This is a genomic window from Aureispira sp. CCB-QB1, from assembly GCF_000724545.1.
Classification (GTDB): domain Bacteria; phylum Bacteroidota; class Bacteroidia; order Chitinophagales; family Saprospiraceae; genus Aureispira.
Map to the genome: position 1 here is coordinate 31,765 of NZ_JHBV01000002.1, position 22,164 is coordinate 53,928.

At 33.4% G+C, this 22,164-nt stretch carries 16 protein-coding genes and 2 tRNA genes; 10 read left to right on the forward strand and 8 right to left on the reverse strand.

Features of this window, described 5'->3' with window-relative positions:
- Nucleotides 1-392: 392 nt before the first annotated feature.
- On the reverse strand, nt 393-5,102 hold the full coding sequence (locus CG11_RS00210) for a sacsin N-terminal ATP-binding-like domain-containing protein (RefSeq protein ID WP_197043745.1): 4,710 nt from the start codon (nt 5,100-5,102) through the stop codon (nt 393-395).
- 222 nt (nt 5,103-5,324) lie between these two features.
- Here CG11_RS00210 and CG11_RS00215 point away from each other — a divergent pair, with 222 nt between their 5' ends.
- The gene (locus CG11_RS00215) at nt 5,325-5,741 is read left to right on the forward strand and encodes a hypothetical protein (protein WP_052591922.1); all 417 of its coding nucleotides are present in this window, start codon (nt 5,325-5,327) and stop codon (nt 5,739-5,741) included.
- 6 nt (nt 5,742-5,747) lie between these two features.
- Here CG11_RS00215 and CG11_RS00220 read toward each other — a convergent pair whose 3' ends face one another.
- Nucleotides 5,748-6,308, reverse strand: coding sequence for a hypothetical protein (locus CG11_RS00220; protein ID WP_052591925.1), 561 nt, complete (start codon nt 6,306-6,308; stop codon nt 5,748-5,750).
- 119 nt (nt 6,309-6,427) lie between these two features.
- On the opposite strand from CG11_RS00220, the gene CG11_RS00225 reads away from it, so the two are divergent.
- Both CG11_RS00225 and CG11_RS00230 read left to right on the forward strand, forming a co-directional pair.
- Complete coding sequence (locus CG11_RS00225; protein WP_052591927.1) at nt 6,428-7,054, forward strand: hypothetical protein; 627 nt, start codon at nt 6,428-6,430, stop codon at nt 7,052-7,054.
- A gap of 20 nt (nt 7,055-7,074) precedes the next feature.
- Complete coding sequence (locus CG11_RS00230) at nt 7,075-8,247, forward strand: hypothetical protein (RefSeq protein ID WP_052591928.1); 1,173 nt, start codon at nt 7,075-7,077, stop codon at nt 8,245-8,247.
- 26 nt (nt 8,248-8,273) lie between these two features.
- Here CG11_RS00230 and CG11_RS00235 read toward each other — a convergent pair whose 3' ends face one another.
- Both CG11_RS00235 and CG11_RS00240 read right to left on the reverse strand, forming a co-directional pair.
- Nucleotides 8,274-9,272: a hypothetical protein gene (locus CG11_RS00235; RefSeq protein ID WP_156039607.1), complete on the reverse strand. Its 999-nt coding sequence runs from the start codon at nt 9,270-9,272 to the stop codon at nt 8,274-8,276.
- A 67-nt stretch (nt 9,273-9,339) separates the two neighbouring features.
- Nucleotides 9,340-9,552: a helix-turn-helix domain-containing protein gene (locus CG11_RS00240; protein ID WP_052591930.1), complete on the reverse strand. Its 213-nt coding sequence runs from the start codon at nt 9,550-9,552 to the stop codon at nt 9,340-9,342.
- A 99-nt stretch (nt 9,553-9,651) separates the two neighbouring features.
- Here CG11_RS00240 and CG11_RS00245 point away from each other — a divergent pair, with 99 nt between their 5' ends.
- On the forward strand, nt 9,652-10,134 hold the full coding sequence (locus tag CG11_RS00245) for a T9SS type A sorting domain-containing protein (protein WP_052591931.1): 483 nt from the start codon (nt 9,652-9,654) through the stop codon (nt 10,132-10,134).
- Nucleotides 10,135-10,139: 5 nt separating this feature from the next.
- The gene (locus CG11_RS00250) at nt 10,140-10,994 is read left to right on the forward strand and encodes a hypothetical protein (protein ID WP_156039608.1); all 855 of its coding nucleotides are present in this window, start codon (nt 10,140-10,142) and stop codon (nt 10,992-10,994) included.
- 709 nt (nt 10,995-11,703) lie between these two features.
- Here the strand turns inward: CG11_RS00250 and CG11_RS00255 are convergent.
- The 4 genes from CG11_RS00255 to CG11_RS00270 all read right to left on the reverse strand — a co-directional run bounded on the left by CG11_RS00255 (nt 11,704) and on the right by CG11_RS00270 (nt 16,743).
- Entirely contained in the window at nt 11,704-12,390 is a 687-nt protein-coding gene (locus tag CG11_RS00255; protein ID WP_052591933.1) for a hypothetical protein, read from the reverse strand.
- Between the two features lie 691 nt (nt 12,391-13,081).
- Nucleotides 13,082-13,155, reverse strand: a tRNA-Asp gene (locus CG11_RS00260).
- A 40-nt stretch (nt 13,156-13,195) separates the two neighbouring features.
- Nucleotides 13,196-13,269, reverse strand: a tRNA-Asp gene (locus tag CG11_RS00265).
- Between the two features lie 156 nt (nt 13,270-13,425).
- Entirely contained in the window at nt 13,426-16,743 is a 3,318-nt protein-coding gene (locus tag CG11_RS00270; protein WP_052591934.1) for an AAA family ATPase, read from the reverse strand.
- Nucleotides 16,744-16,908: 165 nt separating this feature from the next.
- On the opposite strand from CG11_RS00270, the gene CG11_RS00275 reads away from it, so the two are divergent.
- The 5 genes from CG11_RS00275 to fmt all read left to right on the forward strand — a co-directional run bounded on the left by CG11_RS00275 (nt 16,909) and on the right by fmt (nt 21,956).
- Nucleotides 16,909-18,228, forward strand: coding sequence for an AAA family ATPase (locus CG11_RS00275; protein ID WP_197043746.1), 1,320 nt, complete (start codon nt 16,909-16,911; stop codon nt 18,226-18,228).
- The gene (locus CG11_RS00280) at nt 18,221-18,964 is read left to right on the forward strand and encodes a hypothetical protein (RefSeq protein WP_052591936.1); all 744 of its coding nucleotides are present in this window, start codon (nt 18,221-18,223) and stop codon (nt 18,962-18,964) included. The genes CG11_RS00275 and CG11_RS00280 overlap by 8 nt, the downstream gene beginning before the upstream one ends.
- Nucleotides 18,965-18,973: 9 nt before the next feature.
- The gene (locus tag CG11_RS00285; RefSeq protein WP_052591938.1) at nt 18,974-19,981 is read left to right on the forward strand and encodes a Gfo/Idh/MocA family protein; all 1,008 of its coding nucleotides are present in this window, start codon (nt 18,974-18,976) and stop codon (nt 19,979-19,981) included.
- Nucleotides 19,982-20,187: 206 nt separating this feature from the next.
- A complete protein-coding gene (rpe, locus tag CG11_RS00290; RefSeq protein ID WP_052591940.1) occupies nt 20,188-20,856 on the forward strand; it encodes a ribulose-phosphate 3-epimerase in 669 nt (222 codons plus the stop codon).
- A gap of 161 nt (nt 20,857-21,017) precedes the next feature.
- Nucleotides 21,018-21,956 (forward strand): methionyl-tRNA formyltransferase, encoded by a 939-nt coding sequence (fmt, locus tag CG11_RS00295; protein WP_231512743.1) that lies wholly within the window; start codon nt 21,018-21,020, stop codon nt 21,954-21,956.
- The last annotated feature ends 208 nt before the right edge of the window (nt 21,957-22,164 follow it).

The following is a 22,164-nucleotide window of genomic DNA, read 5'->3' on the forward strand; positions in this document are numbered from 1 at the left end:
ATAGGGAGATTCAGGAGTAAAACAAATGTGTTTGTTTTGGTGCTTCTAATACTTATTTTACAACAAAAACATTGAATACAAGCCTATTAAGAGCTTATAAACACACCTACACACAATCAGAAATAATTTGTTGTTGAATCTTAAAGAAGCCATTACCCTGCTTTTGAAGCAAAACCTTTAAAAGCGGGGTACGAATTAAAATTCCCAAAGTAGGCATTATGAGCAAAAAACAATAATGTTTGCTTTAAATAAACAATTATCAATTGCTTATAAAGCAAAATAATCTTAAATTAATATTTTGTTTTACTCCTGAAAGTCCTAAAATATCATCTTCAGATATAAAACATGACGCAATATTGTGTATTTAGGGAGTAACTATTATTAATTTTATACTAGATTTTTAACTTATGTTCTTCTAGCCTAAATTCAATTACTCCATCATCATTAGTTTGGGGTACAATAAATCCCTTTTCAAACTGTTCTAAAGCTTCTTCCCTATAAAATGTATCAAATACTTTTAAGGAAGCGTTGGTGTTCCCTTCAGGTACTTGGTTTAAGTCAGCATTATAAACCCGATAAATATGATAGTTTTCTTTATTTTCAAGCATGAACTTCCATTCATTTTCAGAAAGATAAATTGGCTCATCATACAATCCCCTTGAAGTAGTTTTCACATCAATATAAATGCTTTCACCTTCATTAGTTGTTATCTTAAAATCATAAGGTTCTCCTGAATCTTGGATTCCACCAAAGCCATTTTCTATATATACCTTGTTTTTCCACTCAACATTATCAGTATTATTTTCAAATCTCTTTAACAATATATTGTAGACGTACTTTTCTCCCCAATTGCCAATCTTCTTTAATTCAGGACTATGATGTCCTCTAGAATGACGAGAATTTTTAGACTTCTCTCTTTTGTTTACAAAATCCTGAACATGCTCTTGTTTCAATTGAGATTCATCAGAAGACAGTTGGTCTAGAACTAGAGGTATCATATTTTTTTTCTCCTCTAGTATAAAAATATCATTTCCGACAATAATCGAATTTCCAAATTCTATTGATTTTACTTCAATAGTTTTATCAAAGAAAACGCGGTGAGTTATTTTTTTACAAAAATATATTTTAAACCCATGTTCATTACTCCATTCTTTATAAAAAGTAGCATTGTATTCATTGCCTTCAACCTTATAGGCTGTCATATCCTCTAAAGTCAAACCTAAATAATCACTAACACTGGAACATTCAAAATTTGGAAGTATATCATGGCAAACTAAAAGCCCTTTCTTACTTGAACTCAAAACATCAAACACTTCTTTTATTGAAGTTCTAAATTCCTCCCACTTTTCGGACTTGTACTTATAGAAAGTGTCATCATTCTCTTTTAAATGAATTTTAAAACTGACTTCACCAAAGTCTGTCACATTCGATACTATAGGCACATAGTCCTTCGTTGAAGATAATGCAAAAATTCTACCTAAATCGGCTTGATTATCTGTAATAATGTTCTTTGAATGAAGCCACTTCAGCATCCTACCATGATTGATAGATTTACTTTTTGTTTCAAAGTCTTGCAAGAGAACACCATCAAAATGTTTCCGAGTAAGATAAACATATGAATTCCAGTTTTTTATATTCAAATTAAAGAATATCATTTGTTTTTGAGGAATTCCTGAGAATAGTGCTAAAAACCAATCATCTAACGATTCGTCAGGCAGTAAATACCTTTTATCATTATCACTTGTAATATATATTTTAATTCTAGGGCTAAATCCTAGTATTTCCTCCCATTTTATACCATGTACTTGCAACCTCTTATCTTTCTTATTGGGTATCGGATTTTGCACCCAACTTTTAATTAGGTAAGACATAAACTCCTTTCTCTGCTCAATAGACAAAGATGCTTTAATTGATGGCACATGGAATACTTCTTCTTCAAAAAAAGGATTTTTAATCAAAACAATCTTATCCTGAATTCGATATGAATTGGCATTTGGAATTAAAATATTTTCTAACTCCTGAAAGGCAGAATCAAAAATAAAGTCATCCTTTATAAAGTTATAGTTACGTGTGTAACGAACACCATCCTTAATAAATAAATTGCTAGAAGAACCAATTTTCTGAAATTTGAATCCATTAAGCAGCTCAATATTTTCTGACTCGTGAGCATAAGCATATAAAAATGCTAATTCATGACTTTTTGTGATTTGTTTAGGTAAAAGAGAATGAATAGTTGCCAGTTTCATTGGTTTCTCAACTCCTAAGAACTGCTTTAATTTTAAACCTAACAATTCAAACTGCTTAATTATTCCATCTAATAAACCGCTTTTATTAGCATATCCTTGTCCCAATACACTTGAAACAGTTAGAATGTCCTCCTCTATTGTCTTCAAGGATATTTTGTTATTCATGTTCACATCCTTAAGACTTTTAGATACTCCTAAACTATCTTCAATCACTATCTTTTCTCTTATTGATATTCTATCAGATACTACTTGCTTATCTTCTGCGGATTGAGCAATTTCCAGCAATTTATACTCCACACTTTTTTCAGTGTAAGAGACACCTTCTTTCAACCTAATTTCAGGTACATAATTGTAGATATACTCCCACTTTATCTGTCTAAGCTCCTTATCCTTAATACAATGAACAACATCTATAACACTCTGATAATCAATTTTAATTTTCTCTAATAGGGATGTATATATCTCAAAGGGAATTTTTAAACCTATTAATCTTAAATCTTCAAAAGTATAGCTCTTGTAAATAGATTGAGGTATCCTATTAAAAACTGATGGGTAGTTTTTTTCTATATATGAGTAGAGTTTTACATAGCTTACATCATCAAGAGACAAATAATAATTATTAATCTCATCTTGATACATTAACTCATAACCACCATCGTTTATAGCAACAATTTTGAGAAAACTGAATATTTTTTCTTGATTCTTTATTGAATACTTTATTAGAGCATCCACTTCGGATTCTGAGTGCTTAGATGTAGATATGTTATTAGCACTTAAATTTTGCAATCTTTGAAACAAAAAGCTTCCACCTCGAATATATTCTAAACCATCTATATTTTTAATGAATGAATTTAAGAATATAAAATCTTCAAAATTTTGATTTGTTATTATAAAGCCTAACTTCTCAAGCTCTGCTCTAATCGGAACAATTCTGTTATGATTAAGGATTATTGACTTGTTCTCTACTATATCGTTAAGTGAGTATAATTTATCCTTACCTTTAATAAATTTTATGTTTTTAAATATTTCTTTAAATTCTGACGACTGCTCATTCTTCCATTGGCTCTCAATTAATTTAATAAACTCAGGAATTATCTCGGTATTATTAGCCAACCACTCATCAATTTTTGTAACGTCTTTTGTGTTCGATATAAGTTTACATATATCCCACTTCTCAATCTTTAATTTATACTGATTATCAGCATCTTTTACAATATTCTCATGTTCTTTATCTCCTGCATTCCATAAAAACCATTGTATATTTTCAACTCCAAAGTCAATTGGCAATATATCAAATCCAGTATTATTGATTCTTACACAAGAAACATCCTTAGCATATTCTTGTTCTCCTTGTACTGGAATATTCTCTTTTATATAGCTTAAAAGAGGTAAGTATAAAGGTTGAAAAATCTTTCCGTCTTTGAAAACAGAATTGGAAGTTAAAATAGCAACATATATATCTAAAAACTTCTCTTTATTTGTGGTCTTATACCCATCTAACCTCTTTATTAAATGTTCTGTAAATATGATAAAAAGTCTTTCATTTCGCCCATAATCTTCTTTGGCTTTTTCCTCATCTTTCTTCCCTTCTGTGTAATACAAGGAAGTTCTTTGACTCGCATTATAGAAGGCATTTGAGTGTATTACAAAATTAAGCCCATACTTTTCATCACTAAGTGGGAAATAAAGGTAGAAATTGGGCAATTCTTTGATATGTTCTTTAGAAGAAAGAGGATAATAGCCAAAAAGAATTTCAATAGGTGTTTTATCTACGCCCTTTACATCTGACATTATATACTCATAATCGTTTTGATGGTCAATTGGATTTATTTCAAAGACATCTTCAATAATTATTGAGGCAGGTTTTATTGTATCTTCATTGATTTGGACTTCATTTAATATTTCATTTTTTTTATGATGCTGTCCTATTTTGTTAAGAAACGTAAGAGAAAACTCAATTCCCTCATCAAGCTTATCTTCAAGTAAAATATTGGCTTTATCTTTCCCCAGCTTAAGAAAAAATATACTCCCTTCTTCAATATCTCGTAGGTTTAAACCATTATCCGTATCTATTTTGTTTAGCCAACTGACCATTTTTAGGACCTCACCATCACTAAACAATTGATTAGTCTCTTGATAATGGTAATTTTTTGATAAATCTCTTGGTTGGCAAGGATAATTAGTCAGTAAAATTTTAAAGAACCATGCAAAGTCATTATCCTTCCACTCATGCTTTGCAAAGTCATCTTCTTTTCGTTTTATCTCTTCTTGAATGTTTTCACCATCCAAAGGAGAAAAGTTAATATCTTCAACTTTTGTCAAATCCATTAACTGCTTTAATTGAAAGTTTTTCCAACTAAAAAGAATCGGACCATAATTCTGATTAATTAATTCATCAATTCCTGAAGTTTCTCCAACAAGTCTATGCACTAGTTTAAAACCAATCCCAAATTTACCAATATTGTGCTTATCCTCATTAGACTTCGTCGATTGACCGATATTCAAAATTGAACGGACTCCTTCAAAATCAAATTGTCTTCCATTATTAATTGCAAGAAAATACTCTCCATCTTCGCCATCAGGTCCATAAAACATATAAAACAGAGAAGACTCAGCATCAACGGCATTCTGCAAAAATTCATAAACAGCTTGGCTATCTTTTGCCATGTCTAAGAAACCAGTAAGAAACCCCTTAATATCTTTTTTGTCAGCGTGAGCTATTTCAAAATATCCTTTTATTTCTTTATCACCTGATAAAATTGAATGCCCAATAAAATTTTCATCCCTATTATCCTTGGCATCTCTTACTATTGCTTTATAATACTTACGATATTGCCTTATGTTCTTTATTTTCATATATTTAAGCATCCTGAGTCTATTAATATTTGGTTACTCTATTAATATAAAAAATTATTATATTGATAGATTAATAAAAATAATAAGAAATCTCAACATTAAGCAAGACAAAATATCTAAAAAATCAACTTTTTTTAACAATCAATGACTATTAATAAATTAATAGTCAATAATTTAAATGCTAGTATTTTTTTTCTATAAATCAACAATAAACACAAAAAAATGAAATACAATAAACAAATAACAGGATTATCAGGAGAGTATTTTGTCGCAGCAGAATTACTTAAAAGAAATTATCAAGTTGCAATAACAATGGGGAATGCAAAAGCGATTGATTTATATGCAACAGATGAAGAAACCGAAAAAACATATTCTATTCAGGTAAAGACACTAAGAAAGAAACCTAACTGCTTTACACTCCATACTCGAAAAATTAGGGAAGATACAGTTTACTTCTTTGTTTATCTTAATCCAATAGAGAGACCACCTGAATATTACATAGTTACAGGCAGAGAACTACTAGCTCAAAAAAAACATTTTTATGGTGCTAGTTTAGGTAGAAGGGATGGACGTGAAACTGTAAATCATGGTCCTTTAAGAGAGCACTTTGAAGCTTGGGACAAATTAAAAAGTGTTTAACTTTTGTCATTTAGCTTCACTTTGCTTTAATATATGCTCTGCTTCAATCAAATTATCCAATAGGCAAGATGTGAAATTTACAGCATGCTTTACTAATAATTTATTTCTATTAAACTGTCCGTCTTCCAATTCCATTTTTTGACCATGAAATAGATTATTCCTTATTTGTTTAACAATTTCAAATACAGCTTTAAACGGAGTCCCTTGCCATAAATTAGCAATCTCTTGTTCATCTTTTATAACTTCAATTTCATCAAACAAGTTGGAATTATATTTCAAACAATAGGTTGCTCTTAGAATATTCTCTGATGGATTAAAGCCTTGATTGGAATTACCTACAGGGCGAAGAATTGAAAACTCTTTTGCAATATCAATAACACAATCAATCTCCCAATAAAAATTTCCATGTGCATCGCAAAATTGTTGAATTCCATTATTGCCTCTAAACTGTTGTTGCCAATACGATTCAAGCCATTCATAATTTTCATGAAGTATTCTACGATATTCTAATGCCTCTAAATCTTTGTATAGTTTCGACCTAAATTCAATAATGTTTTCTGAAATCATAACAGAGCAAATAAGATTGTAATGGTTTTATTATGGGAAGTTTGTATGTAATAAAATTCACACAACAGGAACTATACTTATTCTATTTATGTTACTTTTAAGTATCAGCCCAAAATATCATGAATCAAAATACCCAAAACAATCTAGGAACTGGCATTTTTGCCATTTTATTCTGTATTCTATTATATTTTATACCATTAAATTCAATAGAATCATTTTTATTGGCTAAAGTTGGTTTGTCCAGTCTTATAGCTAAATCACTTGTTGTTATTTATGCTCTGTTGGCTTTTGCAGTAGTGAGGGCTATAACCAAAGCACCAAGTTCGTTTATTATCTCCTTAATTTATGTGTTCCCTCCTATAGTCTTTACATCTTGGATAGGAGTTGAGGACTTTAATCGTGTGAATCACATATCATTCTTTACACTCCCAAGTATAATAGCCTATTCTTACTTAGGGTTTATTGCATCTATTCCAATCAGTCTTGAGTTTTCAAGAAAGTCATTAACTCCAATCCTATTGCTATTTTCTGTAGCCATATCCTTTTTATTTGCGGCAATTTGTTGGGAAGCAATATTAGGGGCTGAAATAGGATTAATTGCCGATATAGTGAAGCTAAAGGTTACTTATTCAGTAGCAGGATTAATTTCATTTCTTGTGTTTGCCTTCGTTTCAATTCCTATCTCTTACCTTTTGATAGCTATTTCATACATCCTTCCTAATATAAGTACTGAATCTACTAATTAATAAATTTTATATTATTTCACATGTTTGAAGAAATCACAATATCCTCACGAAAAAACGAGAGTAATGTTTTAGGGCAAATTGCTGAAGCAATGTTGTTTTATCAGAAAGTTAATTTAGTTTGTTCTCCTGTTTTATTCCAAGAATTAGTTAGACAAAAAAAATTGGATTCTTTTGTGGAGTTAATGGCTACTCCTTTTTTAAATGTAATGTTAGAAGAAAATTTGCTTGCTACAGAAACTAGAAAAATAAAAGGCAGAAAGTATTTGTATTGGCAAAGAATGGGGCTTGCCCAACACCCTACCAAGACGGTGTATGATAGACTTGATTTGGTAATCAACAGAGAAACGGGAAATAGTGCTTATACTAACTATATCATGCCTAAAATAATAAAAAACTCATCCTCATTCCTTCATTCTAAAAAAGTATTGGAATACATCTATAATGATTTGGATGATAATACTTATCTTAAAAGAGCTATTGCTCAAGCTATTAATTTATACACCCCCGTCTTAAACATAACCCCTGAAGAGATACAAATACTAAAAGAAGAAATTCGAGAAGGGTTTGTTATTCAAACCAATCCCCCCTTTGAAGTAATAAATCAGTTTAGTCCTAATCAGATTTTTGACTCTAATACAATCCTTGAAAACTTAACCAGCGCAAGATTAGATTCCTGTATTGCATCCGATTTGAATAGTGATTTTGCATCTAATCCAGTCATTTTTTCACTTGTAAAAGAAAAGATAACGTCTATTATTGAAAGGTCAATTAACAATTCTCAAAAAATTGATTGCTTTTCTGAATTAGTTTTGTCTCAGGGGCATTCTCTTAGTAAAACAATAAATCAGGGGAATCGGTCCATTGATGAATTAATAAAGCTTATTGACAAGGCGAGTAAATTCAAAGAATGGCTTGGTAACATTGGTTCTGATGAATCTTTAATTAAAGAATACTATGATGAAGTCACGAAAGGTACTTGGGTTGACAAATCCACAGGGAAGAGTTTCCGATGGATGTTTTTTACTTGGACGGGGATGTTAGCTGATATGTTTACAGGAGGAACAGGGAGTTTAGCTTTAAGTATAGGTGATAGTTTTTTATTGGATAATCTCATTTCAGGTTGGAGACCCAACTCTTTTGTTGATGAAGATTTAATCCCTTTTGTTGAGTCAATTAACAAAAAAGCTTCGTAAAACGCTATATTTGATTTTGTAATCTATTATTTTAAGACAATAGCTTCGGGGGTTGCCATAAAACTTACACAGTAAATTTCATCTATTGAGCATTCCTGTCCTATTTTGAGACACAATCTTTCCTTTAGTACTTGATAGTCTTTTATTTTAACATTCCCTCCAACAGCAAGAATCGTTTTACCATTTACCTTAGCTTTGCCTGCATTAAAGATTTCACGAACATAATCATATGCGAACATTAGTTCCCACACCCTAGGAATAACAGCATTATGAATACAATGATTGGTCCATGAGTACAAATTAAACAAATCCGAAAAGTTGTAATCAGGAAACTCTAGTAAATCAGAGTTTTTGCTAATAAAATTAATGAAAAAATCATGTCTCACTTTAGGACCATTATGATTTTTGTTATGAATGCTATGAAGTCCTAGAATTCTTTTAAACTTTATTTCAAGTGATTGCCTTAATGCAAAGACAGAGAAATTAGTAGCTTCTTTTTGCTTAATAGGAATTAAGGAAGATGACCAAATAAAGCTTTCACCTGCTCTTAATATTTCAATGGAGTTATGGTTATAGTTTTTCCATCCGTCAAAGAAAACCTGAGAAGGTTCAAAGTGCTCAATGAATGGTTTTAAATCAATAATAAAATCATGAATCAAATGACTGTACTTAGATATTGAATGAAAAGATAGTTTGCCATGTTTTTGTTCAATCAAATCTTTCAAGGACTTAAGGTATTTTATTGCTAGACAGATTTGTTGCCTAGCATAATTTCTATATTCTACTTTCGTTTTCCCCTTTGTGTGGTTTTTGTATATTAGCCCAATGACATAATTTGAGGTATGACTTTTATCCTTAAACTTATGCGTGTGTTTCAATTTCTCTAGGTATTCTAATAGGTCTATAAAACACTCTTTGGCAGTCTTTTTTATATTTTTGGAATATGGTTTTCCACTTATCTTTTGAGTAAGGTTGTGTGTGATTGTATTTATTCTTTCTTCCATTTGTACTTCTCTTAATATCAAATATTTAAAAGTAACACTTGAAAGAAGATTATGATTCCATTTCTTTTATGAAAATAGATTGATTTCTTTATTTTAGAAGGTCTTCAATATTAATATCTAAAGCCCTTGCTACAGTATGTAATGTAAGAAGAGTTACATTCATCTTCCCTGCTTCTAATCTGCTCATATTAGATTTGTCATAATCTATCTTAGCAGCCAACGCTTGCTGTTGCAATCCTTTTTTCTCCCTGTAGTGCTTTATTCGCCTTCCTACATGTAATTTTAATTCTTCAAAATCCATATTCACAATTGGTAAATGAATAAAGGTTATGATTTGTTAAAATTTTTGGTTATCTTTAAAGACAAGTTTAATTTTTCATAATATATAAATCGCCATGAAATGAAATTGACTTTTATAATTATCTGTATTTCCTTAGGCTCTACAATTGCTCAAAGTTCTTCTCCTGAAGTACTAGGTGTTGCAGGAAATCGAATAACAGGAACAAATACTGTAGTTGATTGGACAGTAGGTGAAGTTTTTACTACAACAATTAATGGCACAAACTCTATGGTTTCTCAAGGTTTTCACCAGCCTCATCTTGTCGTTTCACCATTGAAAAATGTAGAAAAGCCACTTATCTACATCAGTACATTTCCTAATCCTACAACAAGCAAAATTAATGTTCAAATAGACGAACAAATCCCCTCCAACCTTAGATTTATTTTGAGCAGTAATGATGGAAAAGTTATTCAAAAATTATTGCCTATGACTAATGAAAAGCAATGGAGCATAGATATATCAGATTTGCCGACTGGAACATACTTCCTATCCCTACAATCTTCATTCAAAACTATTCAATCATTCAAAATCACAAAAATTTAATAGCAATGAAATATTTACTTACAATAATCATCTTAGTAACTATCATTTCGTCCTCATTTTGCCAATCTCCACCACAATTAATAAATTACCAAGGTGTTGCAAGAGATTTATCAGGAAACCCTCTTACAAGCCAAAATATAAGCCTTAGAATGAGTATTCTAAGTGGCTCTCCAACAGGTACAATAGAATATGCAGAAGTTCACAATGTGACAACAAATACTCTTGGTCTTTTCAGTATTCAGATTGGAGGAGGTAGTGTTCAAGCTGGTACATTTTCTTCGATTAACTGGGGGACTAATTCTCATTATCTCCAACTTGAAATGGATGAAAATGGAGGTACTACTTATACAATGGTTGGAACAACTCAAATGCTATCTGTTCCCTATGCTTTATATGCAGAGAACTCTGCTGCTTGGTCAGTTAAGGATGATACCGTTTATACCTATAAAAATGTTGGTATTGGCACAAATAACCCAACAGGAAAATTAAATGTTACAGATGGAAACCTTAGAGTAGATAGAGGGCAACTTGTGGTTTGTGGAGGAGGAACAAGTGGTGGAAAGTTAATTCTATGTGATAACCAATGGAAAGTACAAGTTAGAGATACTTTGTTGGCTGGATATGGGTCTAGCATGATGTTTATGACTCAAAACACAAATCATGCAGTTCTCACAGGCACATCAGGAAATTTTGGAATAGGTACATTAGCCCCTCAACGAAAGCTACATATTAACAACGTGATGAGACTAGAACCAAGAGCAACAGCCCCTAGTAATCCATCTAAAGGAGATATGTATATGGATGATACTCAGAATAAACTTATGGTTTACGATGGGACAATATGGAGAGCTTGTTGGTAAAACAAAACATAGGTGGAAGAACAGTATCTTTCACCTTTTTTCTTAAATAACAGAACCCAATCCTCATCTTATCACTAATTCCTCCTTCAAATCCAAAGTAAACATTAGCTATCTTTCTTTACTAAAAAACTGTATATTTTAATCCATCTTAACAAGCAAGAATAACACAGTATTTCATTATAAAAAAAGTGTACTTGAGAGTTCCTTATTTATAATAACAAGAGCGTTCACAAGTACAACCATAAACACTGATAATCAACACTTTAACACATTCTACCAAAAGGCTTAAAAAATTTTCAATTCACTCACAAATTAACTGTAGTTCATACCCTATGTTCAGGCGAAAAAATGCTAATTTAGTTTAAAATTATTTGAAATAAATAATCAGTTATTGAACTGCTTTACAAAAAAAAGGAGAACAAGCACTCTCTTATTCTCCTTCAGTGAATATAAATAAATTAAGCTCTTTATAACCGTTTCGCTAAATTAGCTTGACTTATGATTTATATTACTCGAAACATACATATATAAATATCAATTCTTCCTCAAAAAGAAAAACTGCAACCACTCACCCAAAACAACTCCTTAAAAAACCCAAAAAAGGCAATCTAAAAAATTCTAAAAAATTTTTAAAGCACCTCATCACCTATTATATACACCTCCCTATATAAAGGAGGAAGAGAGGGGTTTAGGATAACAAGGGGGGGGATTATGCACATTCCAATATCTTATGTACTCTCTCCCCATCTCTTTCTAAGTCTGTTCCTCTTATTCCCCAATATAAACCATCCATCTTGTTCCAATCTTTTAATATGTAATTCATTCCAGCCATTGAGTTACGGTAGTCTTCAACATGATTAATGGCATGAGGAAATTGATTATCTAAAATAGATTGAATAGTTTCATTTTCTAATGAGCCAAATAAAGCAATATGATTGTGAAAACCTCCACCACGTTTTTTAAACGGTTCTGTTGAAAACAAAATACGAAGCGATTTTTTAGGATATTGTTTTCGTAGCTCATCAAATAACTTATCCATATTTGAACGACAATGCTCAGGCGATAAATCTTTTTCGTAAGATACTGTACAGAAATATGACCAATCAAGATAGGATAAGAATGTAGCTAGGTCATTTGGATTCTTTAGTTTATTCACATAAGTTTTAATCCTTTTCAATTCTAACTCTAAATCTTCTTCATTTGAGCTTAGGATTTTTTCGGGAATAAATTCTGTTAGAAACTGCTTCTTGTGATAATATTTAGTTCCTTTCTTTTTTACCCAATCACTTTTCATTTTATCATTTGCTATCTTTTTTCTTCTTCTTGCTATTGTTTTCTTGCAAATACCAAGCAATTCGGCAATCTCTTGTGTTGTGTAACTCTTTTTTAATTTCATTAATTACGTCCATTGATATTTTTAATTTTTAGGTACTGCTTACTTTCAGATATACGAAGTCCAATACAAGGCATTAGACTTGAGAAAAAAAATAAACCGTATTGTTGTATATAAAAGGCTATTATTTAGCCATTTTGAATAGAGGACATTTTGTCCTGTCTTATTTATAAATATGCTCTATTTTTCAAAAAACTCTTGCATTCCTTAAAATCTAAGTCTTGAAAGGGAGAAAATACAACTAGTGAACTCAAACGAGAATAAAAAGAGCTATCTCAAGCTTTTCAAAAATTCGGTTGAAGTAAAAGTTGAAAAAAAGCGTATTTTTTCTTAAATTACAAGAGCTAGAAAAGCTAGTAACATAAAAAACTACAATCTAAATCGAAACATAAACGCTTCTTAAAGAGTAAATTATGCTATTATCTAAAAATTAATTGAATTACTCTTAGAAAAGTGTTTGAAGGAGGAAAAAGTTGAAGTAACTTACCTTTAAGTTAGAAATTTAGGTAGATAAGGTGTTTGAAACCTATTGAGAGACTTCTTATGTTTTTGGAAAAGAAATAGGCATAATTGAGGTAAAATGCTAAAAGGACGAATCAAAGAAATTTGTTTTAAAAATATTCAAAAATCTCAACCATACTTCAACCAAATAGAAAAAGGATTCCAGCAAACGCTGAAACCCTTTATTCTAGGGCGGTCTGGACGGGACTCGAACCCGCGACCCCCTGCGTGACAGGCAGGTATTCTAACCAACTGAACTACCAGACCAAAATGAGTAAACTCACTTTGTATTTTATTGTAAAAGTTGCGGTCTGGACGGGACTCGAACCCGCGACCCCCTGCGTGACAGGCAGGTATTCTAACCAACTGAACTACCAGACCAACTCTTTATTTTGTTGCGATTACAAGCATGTCTTGTAACTAGTGCGATGCAAATATAGGGCAAAAATCAGTACTTGCAAATATTTGAGCAGTATTTTTTAAAGTTTTTTTAAAGTTTTTTTTGCCAAAAAACCTAGTCACTACATAATCAAGTATTTAAGAAGAAACTTTTTTTTCTGTTTTTTTTTCAAGAAGCAAAGATGCGTACAAAAACAGCTTATATTCGTTCGCTGTGATTCGTGCTTGATTGGTATATCCTGTTCTCAAATCAGTAATGGTAGAAGCCTTGTGCTCCTCTCCCAACGATATATCATACAACCGTACTACAAAATTAGTTCCTAGTTCCACCTTCTTTTCTTCCGATCGTCGAATTTCTACCTGTATAGGCAACGGATTTTGATGCGAGCGATAAAACAAGTGATACCCCGCCTCTGCAATTAACAATTGGTGTGCCCCATAACCTTCGATATAAAAAACAGCATCAATCAACTTAAAAGACAATCCTAGTTCTTCAAAAATTGCTTTGTAAACCCGTTTTAAATATTTTATTTCTTCCTGCCCTTGATTGCTAATCGTTGAGCGAATTTCAATTTCTAGCTTATCCAATTGTTCTCGTTCCAAATGCTCTACCTTTACTTTTAGAAAAGCTACATCAAAATAATCAGTCAAGTACACCGACTGCTGGCGATCGAATTGCTCAGGAGCATTTTGATAAACATAACGCAACTCTTCCAACGCGCTTTTTTGAAACAATTGCTCTTTGAGTAAAATTTTATCAATTTTAGTCGTATCTCGTTTATAAATAATGCTACTTGTTCCAGCACTTTTTAAGCGTAGAGAAGTAGATACGATATGATCCAAATACTTGCTTCTCACCCCTAACAACATTCTATTCGCATCCTCCTTTTTCTCTGCCAATTGATTTTTTAAGTCATAATATTGCCAGTCCAAATCATCCCCTTCATTCATATCAATTACATAATCCTCTTCAGCATCTAAGACGGCCAAACGATCTTCTATGGATTCAATTTCTTCAATCAGAAAACCATAAAACCGCTTTAATTGATTCTCGGTAGGGATTGGAGGTAAAAAGTTTTCTTGTAAGGGGCTGACAAAATCAAGTACTTCAATCTTGGGGTATAAGGTTCCATTTTTCAGCTTAATATCAAAAATGACAGGTTGGTCAGAAGTTGTTTTAATTAATTGCTCTGCCGAAAAAGCGGTTAAATCCTTTTCTATTTGACGTTTCAAAGCACGCCCTCCCATTTTAGCATTAAACCCACGTCTAGCCACCCACTCTAGAGCATCGTCTGAAATATTCAAAATAGTTGTCCGCCGCACAAAACCATCTCGACTTAACAAATTCTGAATTTGCAGTTTGGCAATTCCTAAAATATGCTCTAGCTCTAAAGCGTTAAAAATAACTGTTTTATCAATTCGATTAATGAACTCAGGTCGGAAAAAATTCTCTACCGCTTTCCTATAAATAGCATCATCCGTACTTTTTTGAGTTTGAAAGCCAAGTTGATTGTCTACATCTGACGCTCCAATATTAGAGGTCATAATAATAATGGTATTTCCAAAATCAACCGTTCGCCCCAAAGCATCTGTCAAACGACCATCATCTAGAACTTGCAGGAGTAAATCATGAATTTTAGGATGTGCCTTCTCTATTTCATCAAACAAAACTACCCCAAAAGGATTGTAACGAATTTTTCCTGTCAACTGTCCTTCTGGATTATAATAATCGCCAATCAAACGAGACAAAGCCATTTCGTCAATATACTCGTTCATATCAAAACGCATCAACTTTTTAGCATCTCCCAACAAATATTCACAGATAATTTTAGCCGCTTCCGTTTTACCAACTCCTGTCGGACCAATAAACAGGAAGGAGCCCAAGGGTTTGTTAGGATCATTTAATTTGGCTTTAATGGTGTGAATCACATTGGTCAAACAATCTACGGCATTTTTTTGACCAACCAATGAGGCCTCAATATGTTGGCGCACCTCATTTTCTTCAAACGTGTACCCCATGTCAAAAATTTGGCTACTCAAACCACTATACATCTCGAATTCCTCTTGTGCCTGTTCTACATCAACCGTTTGCATACTATATTTAACCGCCAATTGTGTCAACAGTTTTGAAACAGAACCAGGTAAGGCCTTGCGCTTAAAATAGTTTCTATGAATGGTAAATAATTGCCGAACTGCTGGGATTGAAATGGTACATTGGTGTTGTAATTCCAAGCGTTTGCGCTCTTCCAAAACCATTTTAACCGCTGTTTCTAAGGTTGGTTGTTGAATCCGTATTACTTGAAACAAATCTGTAAACCGACGATCTTTCTCCTGTATAATTTTCCATTCCTCTGGTGTTGCAATCAGAATAACTTGCAACAAGCGTTTTTCCAGATAAGGTTTCAAAACATCACTCAAAGTCATGCTGTTTTGTGACGACTTGCCAATACGGAGCATTGCTACCACATTGTTGATTAGGATTTTGTCTGTTTTTTTTCCTTTTTGACGAGTTTTAAGGTGTTGCAATATTGCCTCAAAACGCTTCTGCCACATACCAACCACACTCATTCCTGCAATAATACGAGTAGGGTCAATATGCCAAAGCCTAGTCATTTTTTCTGTATCTGGCTTATCCCATGTCTTGCAGAAACGATAGACAATTTCGTGAATCAAGCTATGTTTGCCAACGCCTTCCTCTCCTACCAATACAATCGGTGTATTCTCTTGTTGATAAACAATCCCTGACAACTGCTGCACCAATTCTTCTCTCTGAAAAGCCCGTTTCAAACCAACTGGATACAATTCGTTTAAATTTACGCCAACCTTTCCAACTTCTTCGGCACCGTCAAAATCTTCCTGCCCTCCAAAAAAGGCAAACATCCAATCGTCCGCACTGCTCTCAAATCGAAAGTTGTTATGCGCCACATTCACCTTAAATTCCAAGGTAGTCACAAACTCTCCTTTACTGGCATAGTAGGGATCCATATCCAACGTAGTCAATCCAGCATTTTTTTTGTAAATCCGCAACAGCTTTTCAATCACCAATTGTGTTTGGATGCTAATGTCTTTAAAGCTGTTTTCAGCTTCTTCCATGACAAAAACAAAAGAATTAAAACTAGGCAAGCACACAAATGTCTTTTCTTGTAGCTGAAAATAAATGATACTAAAAGAACCGTTTACCGATTGTTTGCCTGCTACAAAATTCATTTTTAGCACCTTGTGTTGCATCTTAGGGCTAAACATATACCACAACAAATAATCAGCATTGGAACGCCCAATTTTTAAGCCTTTAAAATGATCTCGCACTTCTTTCTTAAACAGTGAGACGGCTTCCTCATAACGCCGATTGACGGCAACAGGATTTGGAAAAAAAATAGGGGCAATATGATATTGTTGTTGTTTGTTAATCTCTAAATGTTGTACCATTACGGGTACTGTTACCGTTACTTGGCTCATGTATGCTGCTTCTTTTTTGGTTGTTTGGGTCTTATGTTTCCCTTCTTATAACTGGTCTTTGAAACTACAAAATAGGCTTTTTGTTTTTTATTTTAAAATCGTAGATGGATTGGTGGGTTTTATTTTTTGGAATGTGTATCTTGGGATTCAAATTATATGCAAAAAATGAAGCAAGAAGAACAACATTCACCCGCCGTTTATTTTAAATCATTGACGATTGAGGGCATCCATTGTTTTAAATCAGAACAAACCATTGACCTTACAGACAATGATGATAATCCTGCTATGTGGACGGTTATTTTGGGAAATAATAATACAGGGAAGACTACGCTTTTGCGGTGTTTGGCGGGATTTGAGACAATTTCTATTTCAGTAACCCCTCCCTTAAAACATACTAGTAAGCTTCCTAAAACACATAGAGGTTTTCACGTAAGTTTAAAATTTGAACGAGCATACGACTCTCGTTCTTACTCTAATACTAAAGCTTTTGCAGCTTTACATAATTTTTGGTTACAGAAAGAAGATGCTATCCTCAATTCTACTCAGCTAAAACACAAAAACTTGCCTCATAATACTACTGGATTTTATCTTTATTCAAGCCCTATTATATACAATCCTTTGCTCATTAATGAAATATTAATAGATGCATATGGAACCCAACGAAAACAAGGCAAAAGTACATTTATAGAATACCAGCTCAATGATCGGACAGAGTCCTTGTTTAAAGATGACATAAAATCCATTATCAACGCAGAAGAATGGTTTTTAGGAACAAAATTCGATGCTCTAAATGGAGATAAAAAAGCACAACAAAATTTAACTCAAATTACCCATACGCTAGTTTCCATTTTACCCGATATTACCAACATAGAAATTGGTGGAAACGGAAATAGGCGCGTCCACTTCGTCACCAAAGGAGGCGAAAGAGTTCTAGTGAATCAATTGGGTTCGGGATACCAAAGTTTGGTCACTTGGGTCGTAGACTTTGCCAAACGTATGTTTGACCGTTATCCTACTAGCGACAATCCATTGGCGGAACCAGCTATTGTTTTGGTTGATGAAATTGATTTGCATTTGCACCCCGAATGGCAACGTAAAATTGTATCTTTTTTGAGAGATAAGTTTCCTAAAACGCAATTCATTGTTACTGCTCACAGCCCTTTGGTAATTCAATCTTCAGATGATATTAATGTGGTGGTCTTGCAAAAGAATGAGGAAACAGATGAAGTAAGTATTTATCAGCCCAAAGAAACCAACTTTCAAGGTTGGACAATAGAAGAAATTCTATCTGATTTGATGGGGATGGGAGCAAAAATTCGTTCCGATAAATACTTAGAACTTTTATCAAGATTCAATGAAGGTTTAGACGAAGATAATTATCAGCTAGCAAATATAGCTTTTGAAGAATTAAAACAGATTTTAAACCCCCAAAGTGCAAAATTAGAATTGTTAAAACTCCAAATGGCATCTTTAAGTAATGATTAAATTAACCTTTGAACCTAGACCTATTGGATTAACAGATGCCCTTGTAAAAGAGTTAACCGATTTATTCAAACAAAATAAAAAAAAGGCAGTTTGGAAACGAAAAGATATTAAACAAGCACTTCTAAAAATGTCTAACAACAAATGTTGTTACTGCGAATGTGATGTTGTTCAAGCAAGTAACTATATGCAAGTAGAGCACTTTTATCATAAAGATAAATTTGAAGACAAAGTACTAGATTGGGAAAATTTACTTCCTTGTTGTCAACGTTGCAACACCACAAAAAACGACCATGATGTTGTGGAGACACCTTTAATCCATCCTGCTATTGACAATCCTCAAGACGAGCTTTCTTTTAAACTATATCGACTTTATGGTAAGACAGATTTAGGAAAGGAAACCATTCGTAAAATCAACCTTAACGATGATGATAGATTGGTCGATGTTCGTTATGCCTTGGGTAAAGAACTTATTTTTGAATTAGAAGAAATCTTAGATAAAGCGGAACGTTTTGAAAAAGGACTATATAGCCAAAAAGGACGGCTGACTTCTCATTTATCCAAAATCATGAAACGTTGCATTCCTAGTACTGTTTTCAGTGCTACCAAAGCAACCATTCTACTCCATGAGGATTCTTATCAACAAACCAAAGCAATTTTTATAAAACACAATCTCTGGGCACCTACATTTCAAGAATTAGAAGACTTGGCAAAATCTTGTGCTTTAGATTTAAAATAAACCAAAAACATGCTCAAAATAGGCGTCTTAGGACTAGGTCATTTAGGTAAAATTCATGTCAAATGCATTCAAATGATTGACCAATACGAGTTAGTTGGCTTATTTGACGTAGACCAAAAGTTAACCTCCAAGATAGCGACAGAACAGAATGTTCAAGCTTTTGAATCGGTTGAAGCCTTGATCGAAGCAGTAGATGTAGTAGACATTGTAACGCCAACCATTACCCATTTTGAGTTGGCAAAAAAAGTTGTTGCTGCTGGCAAGCATTTTTTTATCGAAAAACCAATTACCCATACGCTTCAAGAAGCACAAGAACTCTGCGCATTGGTACAAAACCAACCCATCAAAGCACAAGTAGGACACGTAGAGCGTTTTAATCCTGCCTTGTTAGCCATCGAAGATAAAAACTTAAATCCTATGTTTGTAGAAGCGCATCGGTTGGCCTTGTTTAATCCTAGAGGAACAGACGTCTCTGTTGTATTGGATTTAATGATTCACGACTTGGATATTATTTTAAAATTAATTCCTCACGAAGTTCATTCTGTCCAAGCGAGTGGCGTTGCTATTGTTAGTTCTTCGGCAGATATTGCCAATGCTCGAATAGAATTCAAAAATGGCGCCATTGTCAATATTACAGCCAGCCGTATTTCTATGAAAAATATGCGCAAATTGAGAGTTTTTCAATCCGATGCCTATCTGAGTTTGGATTTTCTAAACAAACAAACAGAAGTGGTGCGCATTCACGAGCAAATTCCAACAGGTAAAGACAACTGCATGGAATTGGATACCAGTATTGGTAAACGCTATATTGAATTGGATATGCCCGAAGCCAAGCCCAACAATGCTATTAAAATGGAATTAGAGTCCTTTGCCAATAGCATTCTTAGCAACCAACCAACAAAAGTCGCCTTAGAAGATGGGTTAAAAGCCTTGCAATTAGCTTACTGGATCATGCAAGAGATTGAACATCATCAAAATCGAATTACAACCAACCAAAATCAACATAAACTATTTTAAGAACATTACTTTTCTTTCTTTTAAGAAAACAGAATTCGTTGAAACCATAAGCAGGAGAACAAAATGTTTAATAATAATTTTGAGTTCTTACCTATTCTTAGGGGATTCTATTATTTTTGTGCCATACCATACATTCCTACAGTTTGAAGAATCTTAATCAAGTTACTTTTGACTTCAAACTCATTTTCAAAAAATAGACAACAACAATGAAACACTTAATTGCACCTTCAATTCTAGCTGCTGATTTTGCCAACATGGGAAGAGACATCCAAATGTTACACGAGAGCAATGCCGACTGGGTACACGTAGATGTCATGGATGGTCGTTTTGTGCCCAATATTTCTTTTGGATTCCCTGTCCTAAAAGCCATCAAACCTTTAACAGACAAAGTAATGGATTGTCATTTGATGATTGAGGAACCAGAAAAATATGTTGAAGAATTTGCTGCCGCTGGAGCCGATATTATTACCATTCACTACGAAGCAACCAACCACTTGCATCGTGCGATGCAACAGATTAAAGCAACAGGAGCTAAAGCTGGTGTTGCCTTAAACCCACATACTAGAGTAGACCTATTGTTTGACATCTTAGAAGAAATTGATTTGGTTTGCTTGATGTCTGTAAACCCTGGGTTTGGAGGGCAAAAGTTCATTTATTCGACGTTGCAAAAAGTACGAGATTTAAAAGCTGAAATTATCACTCGAAACTTAAATACCAAAATTGAGATTGATGGTGGTGTGGGGTTGCAAAACGCAGAAGTTTTATTGCAAGCGGGTGCCGATGTATTGGTAGCGGGTTCTGCTGTTTTCAAAGCCGAAGATCCAAAGGATATGATCAATCGCCTAAAACAAGTGGGCGTTGAAAAAATCATCTAATACTCAACAATAGTTAACTGCGCTCACGAGCTCACGAAGTAATCAACGACCACGAAGTAGCAGCTCAACTAACTACTAACTCAACACAAGTGTATTTTAGTAATAATTTGCCCATCTCTGTTGCTATACTATGGTAACTGGAGGGTATAAATAGAATCTACATGAGAATTGTTTTTATGGGAACGCCTGATTTTGCGGTTCCTTCTTTAGATATTTTATTAAAAAATGGCTACGATATTGTAGGCGTTATTACGGCAACAGACAAATGGGGCGGTCGTGGCAATAAGAAGTTGCTAGAATCTGATGTCAAAAAGTATGCTGTAGAAAAAGGGCTCCATATCTTACAACCTAAAAACTTAAAAAGTCCTGAATTTCAAGCTGAATTGCGTGCCTTAAAAGCCGATTTGCAAATCGTGGTTGCCTTTCGTATGTTGCCTGAAGCTGTCTGGGATATGCCTCCTTTGGGAACGATGAATTTGCATGGTTCTTTATTACCTAAATATCGCGGAGCAGCTCCCATTCATTGGGCTGTTGTAAACGGTGAAAAAGAAACTGGTGTAACAACCTTCTTGTTGCAACATGAAATCGACACGGGCGATTTGCTCTTTCAAGCCAAAACAGAAATTGGAGAAAATGAAACAACAGGTGAGTTATACAATCGCTTAAAAGTAATTGGAGCTGATTTGATGCTAAAAAGCGTTCAGACCATTGAGAACGGTAATTATCAATTACAACCACAGGACAATAGCCAAGTTTGCCATGCACCTAAAATTTTTCATCAAGACTGTAACATCAACTTTGATCAAACCACAGAAGCGGTACACAACTTTATTCGCGGTATGAGCCCCTTCCCTACTGCTTGGACAACTTTAGACGGTGAAAAATTGAAAATTTTTAAAACTCAAAAAGAAACCACTACACACAATTATCCACCAGGCACTCTTAAAACAGATGGTAAAAAATTCTTAAAAGTAGCAACTCAAGATGGTTATGTCAACTTACTAGATGTCCAACTAACCAAACGCAAACGCATGGATATCAAAAGCTTTCTAAATGGTTATACCATACAAGATAACACTATAACAACATCTAGTATTTAAAGCTAATTGTTAAAAAAAAGTGAAGCCTTTAGGCTTATACAACAGAAAATGTATCTTTGTAGTTATCTAAATGTTGCTTTAAAACGAAAAAATACTATATTTATAATAGTTTGAAATTTGATAGGAATACTTTAGATTTCTAAAACCATGTTAGAAAGTAACCTTGTAAATGAAGGGAACGACTCTTTTTTAGGAATAGAGTTTGCAT

Bases quoted from the DNA above. Each gene is read 5' to 3' on its own strand.
- CG11_RS00210 (WP_197043745.1), bottom strand. From the start codon at position 5,102: ATGAAAATAAAGAACATAAGGCAATATCGTAAGTATTATAAAGCAATA.
- CG11_RS00215 (WP_052591922.1), top strand. From the start codon at position 5,325: ATGAAATACAATAAACAAATAACAGGATTATCAGGAGAGTATTTTGTC.
- CG11_RS00220 (WP_052591925.1), bottom strand. From the start codon at position 6,308: ATGATTTCAGAAAACATTATTGAATTTAGGTCGAAACTATACAAAGAT.
- CG11_RS00225 (WP_052591927.1), top strand. From the start codon at position 6,428: ATGAATCAAAATACCCAAAACAATCTAGGAACTGGCATTTTTGCCATT.
- CG11_RS00230 (WP_052591928.1), top strand. From the start codon at position 7,075: ATGTTTGAAGAAATCACAATATCCTCACGAAAAAACGAGAGTAATGTT.
- CG11_RS00240 (WP_052591930.1), bottom strand. From the start codon at position 9,552: ATGGATTTTGAAGAATTAAAATTACATGTAGGAAGGCGAATAAAGCAC.
- CG11_RS00245 (WP_052591931.1), top strand. From the start codon at position 9,652: ATGAAATTGACTTTTATAATTATCTGTATTTCCTTAGGCTCTACAATT.
- CG11_RS00250 (WP_156039608.1), top strand. From the start codon at position 10,140: ATGAAATATTTACTTACAATAATCATCTTAGTAACTATCATTTCGTCC.
- CG11_RS00255 (WP_052591933.1), bottom strand. From the start codon at position 12,390: ATGAAATTAAAAAAGAGTTACACAACACAAGAGATTGCCGAATTGCTT.
- CG11_RS00270 (WP_052591934.1), bottom strand. From the start codon at position 16,743: ATGAGCCAAGTAACGGTAACAGTACCCGTAATGGTACAACATTTAGAG.
- CG11_RS00275 (WP_197043746.1), top strand. From the start codon at position 16,909: ATGAAGCAAGAAGAACAACATTCACCCGCCGTTTATTTTAAATCATTG.
- CG11_RS00280 (WP_052591936.1), top strand. From the start codon at position 18,221: ATGATTAAATTAACCTTTGAACCTAGACCTATTGGATTAACAGATGCC.
- CG11_RS00285 (WP_052591938.1), top strand. From the start codon at position 18,974: ATGCTCAAAATAGGCGTCTTAGGACTAGGTCATTTAGGTAAAATTCAT.
- rpe (WP_052591940.1), top strand. From the start codon at position 20,188: ATGAAACACTTAATTGCACCTTCAATTCTAGCTGCTGATTTTGCCAAC.
- fmt (WP_231512743.1), top strand. From the start codon at position 21,018: ATGAGAATTGTTTTTATGGGAACGCCTGATTTTGCGGTTCCTTCTTTA.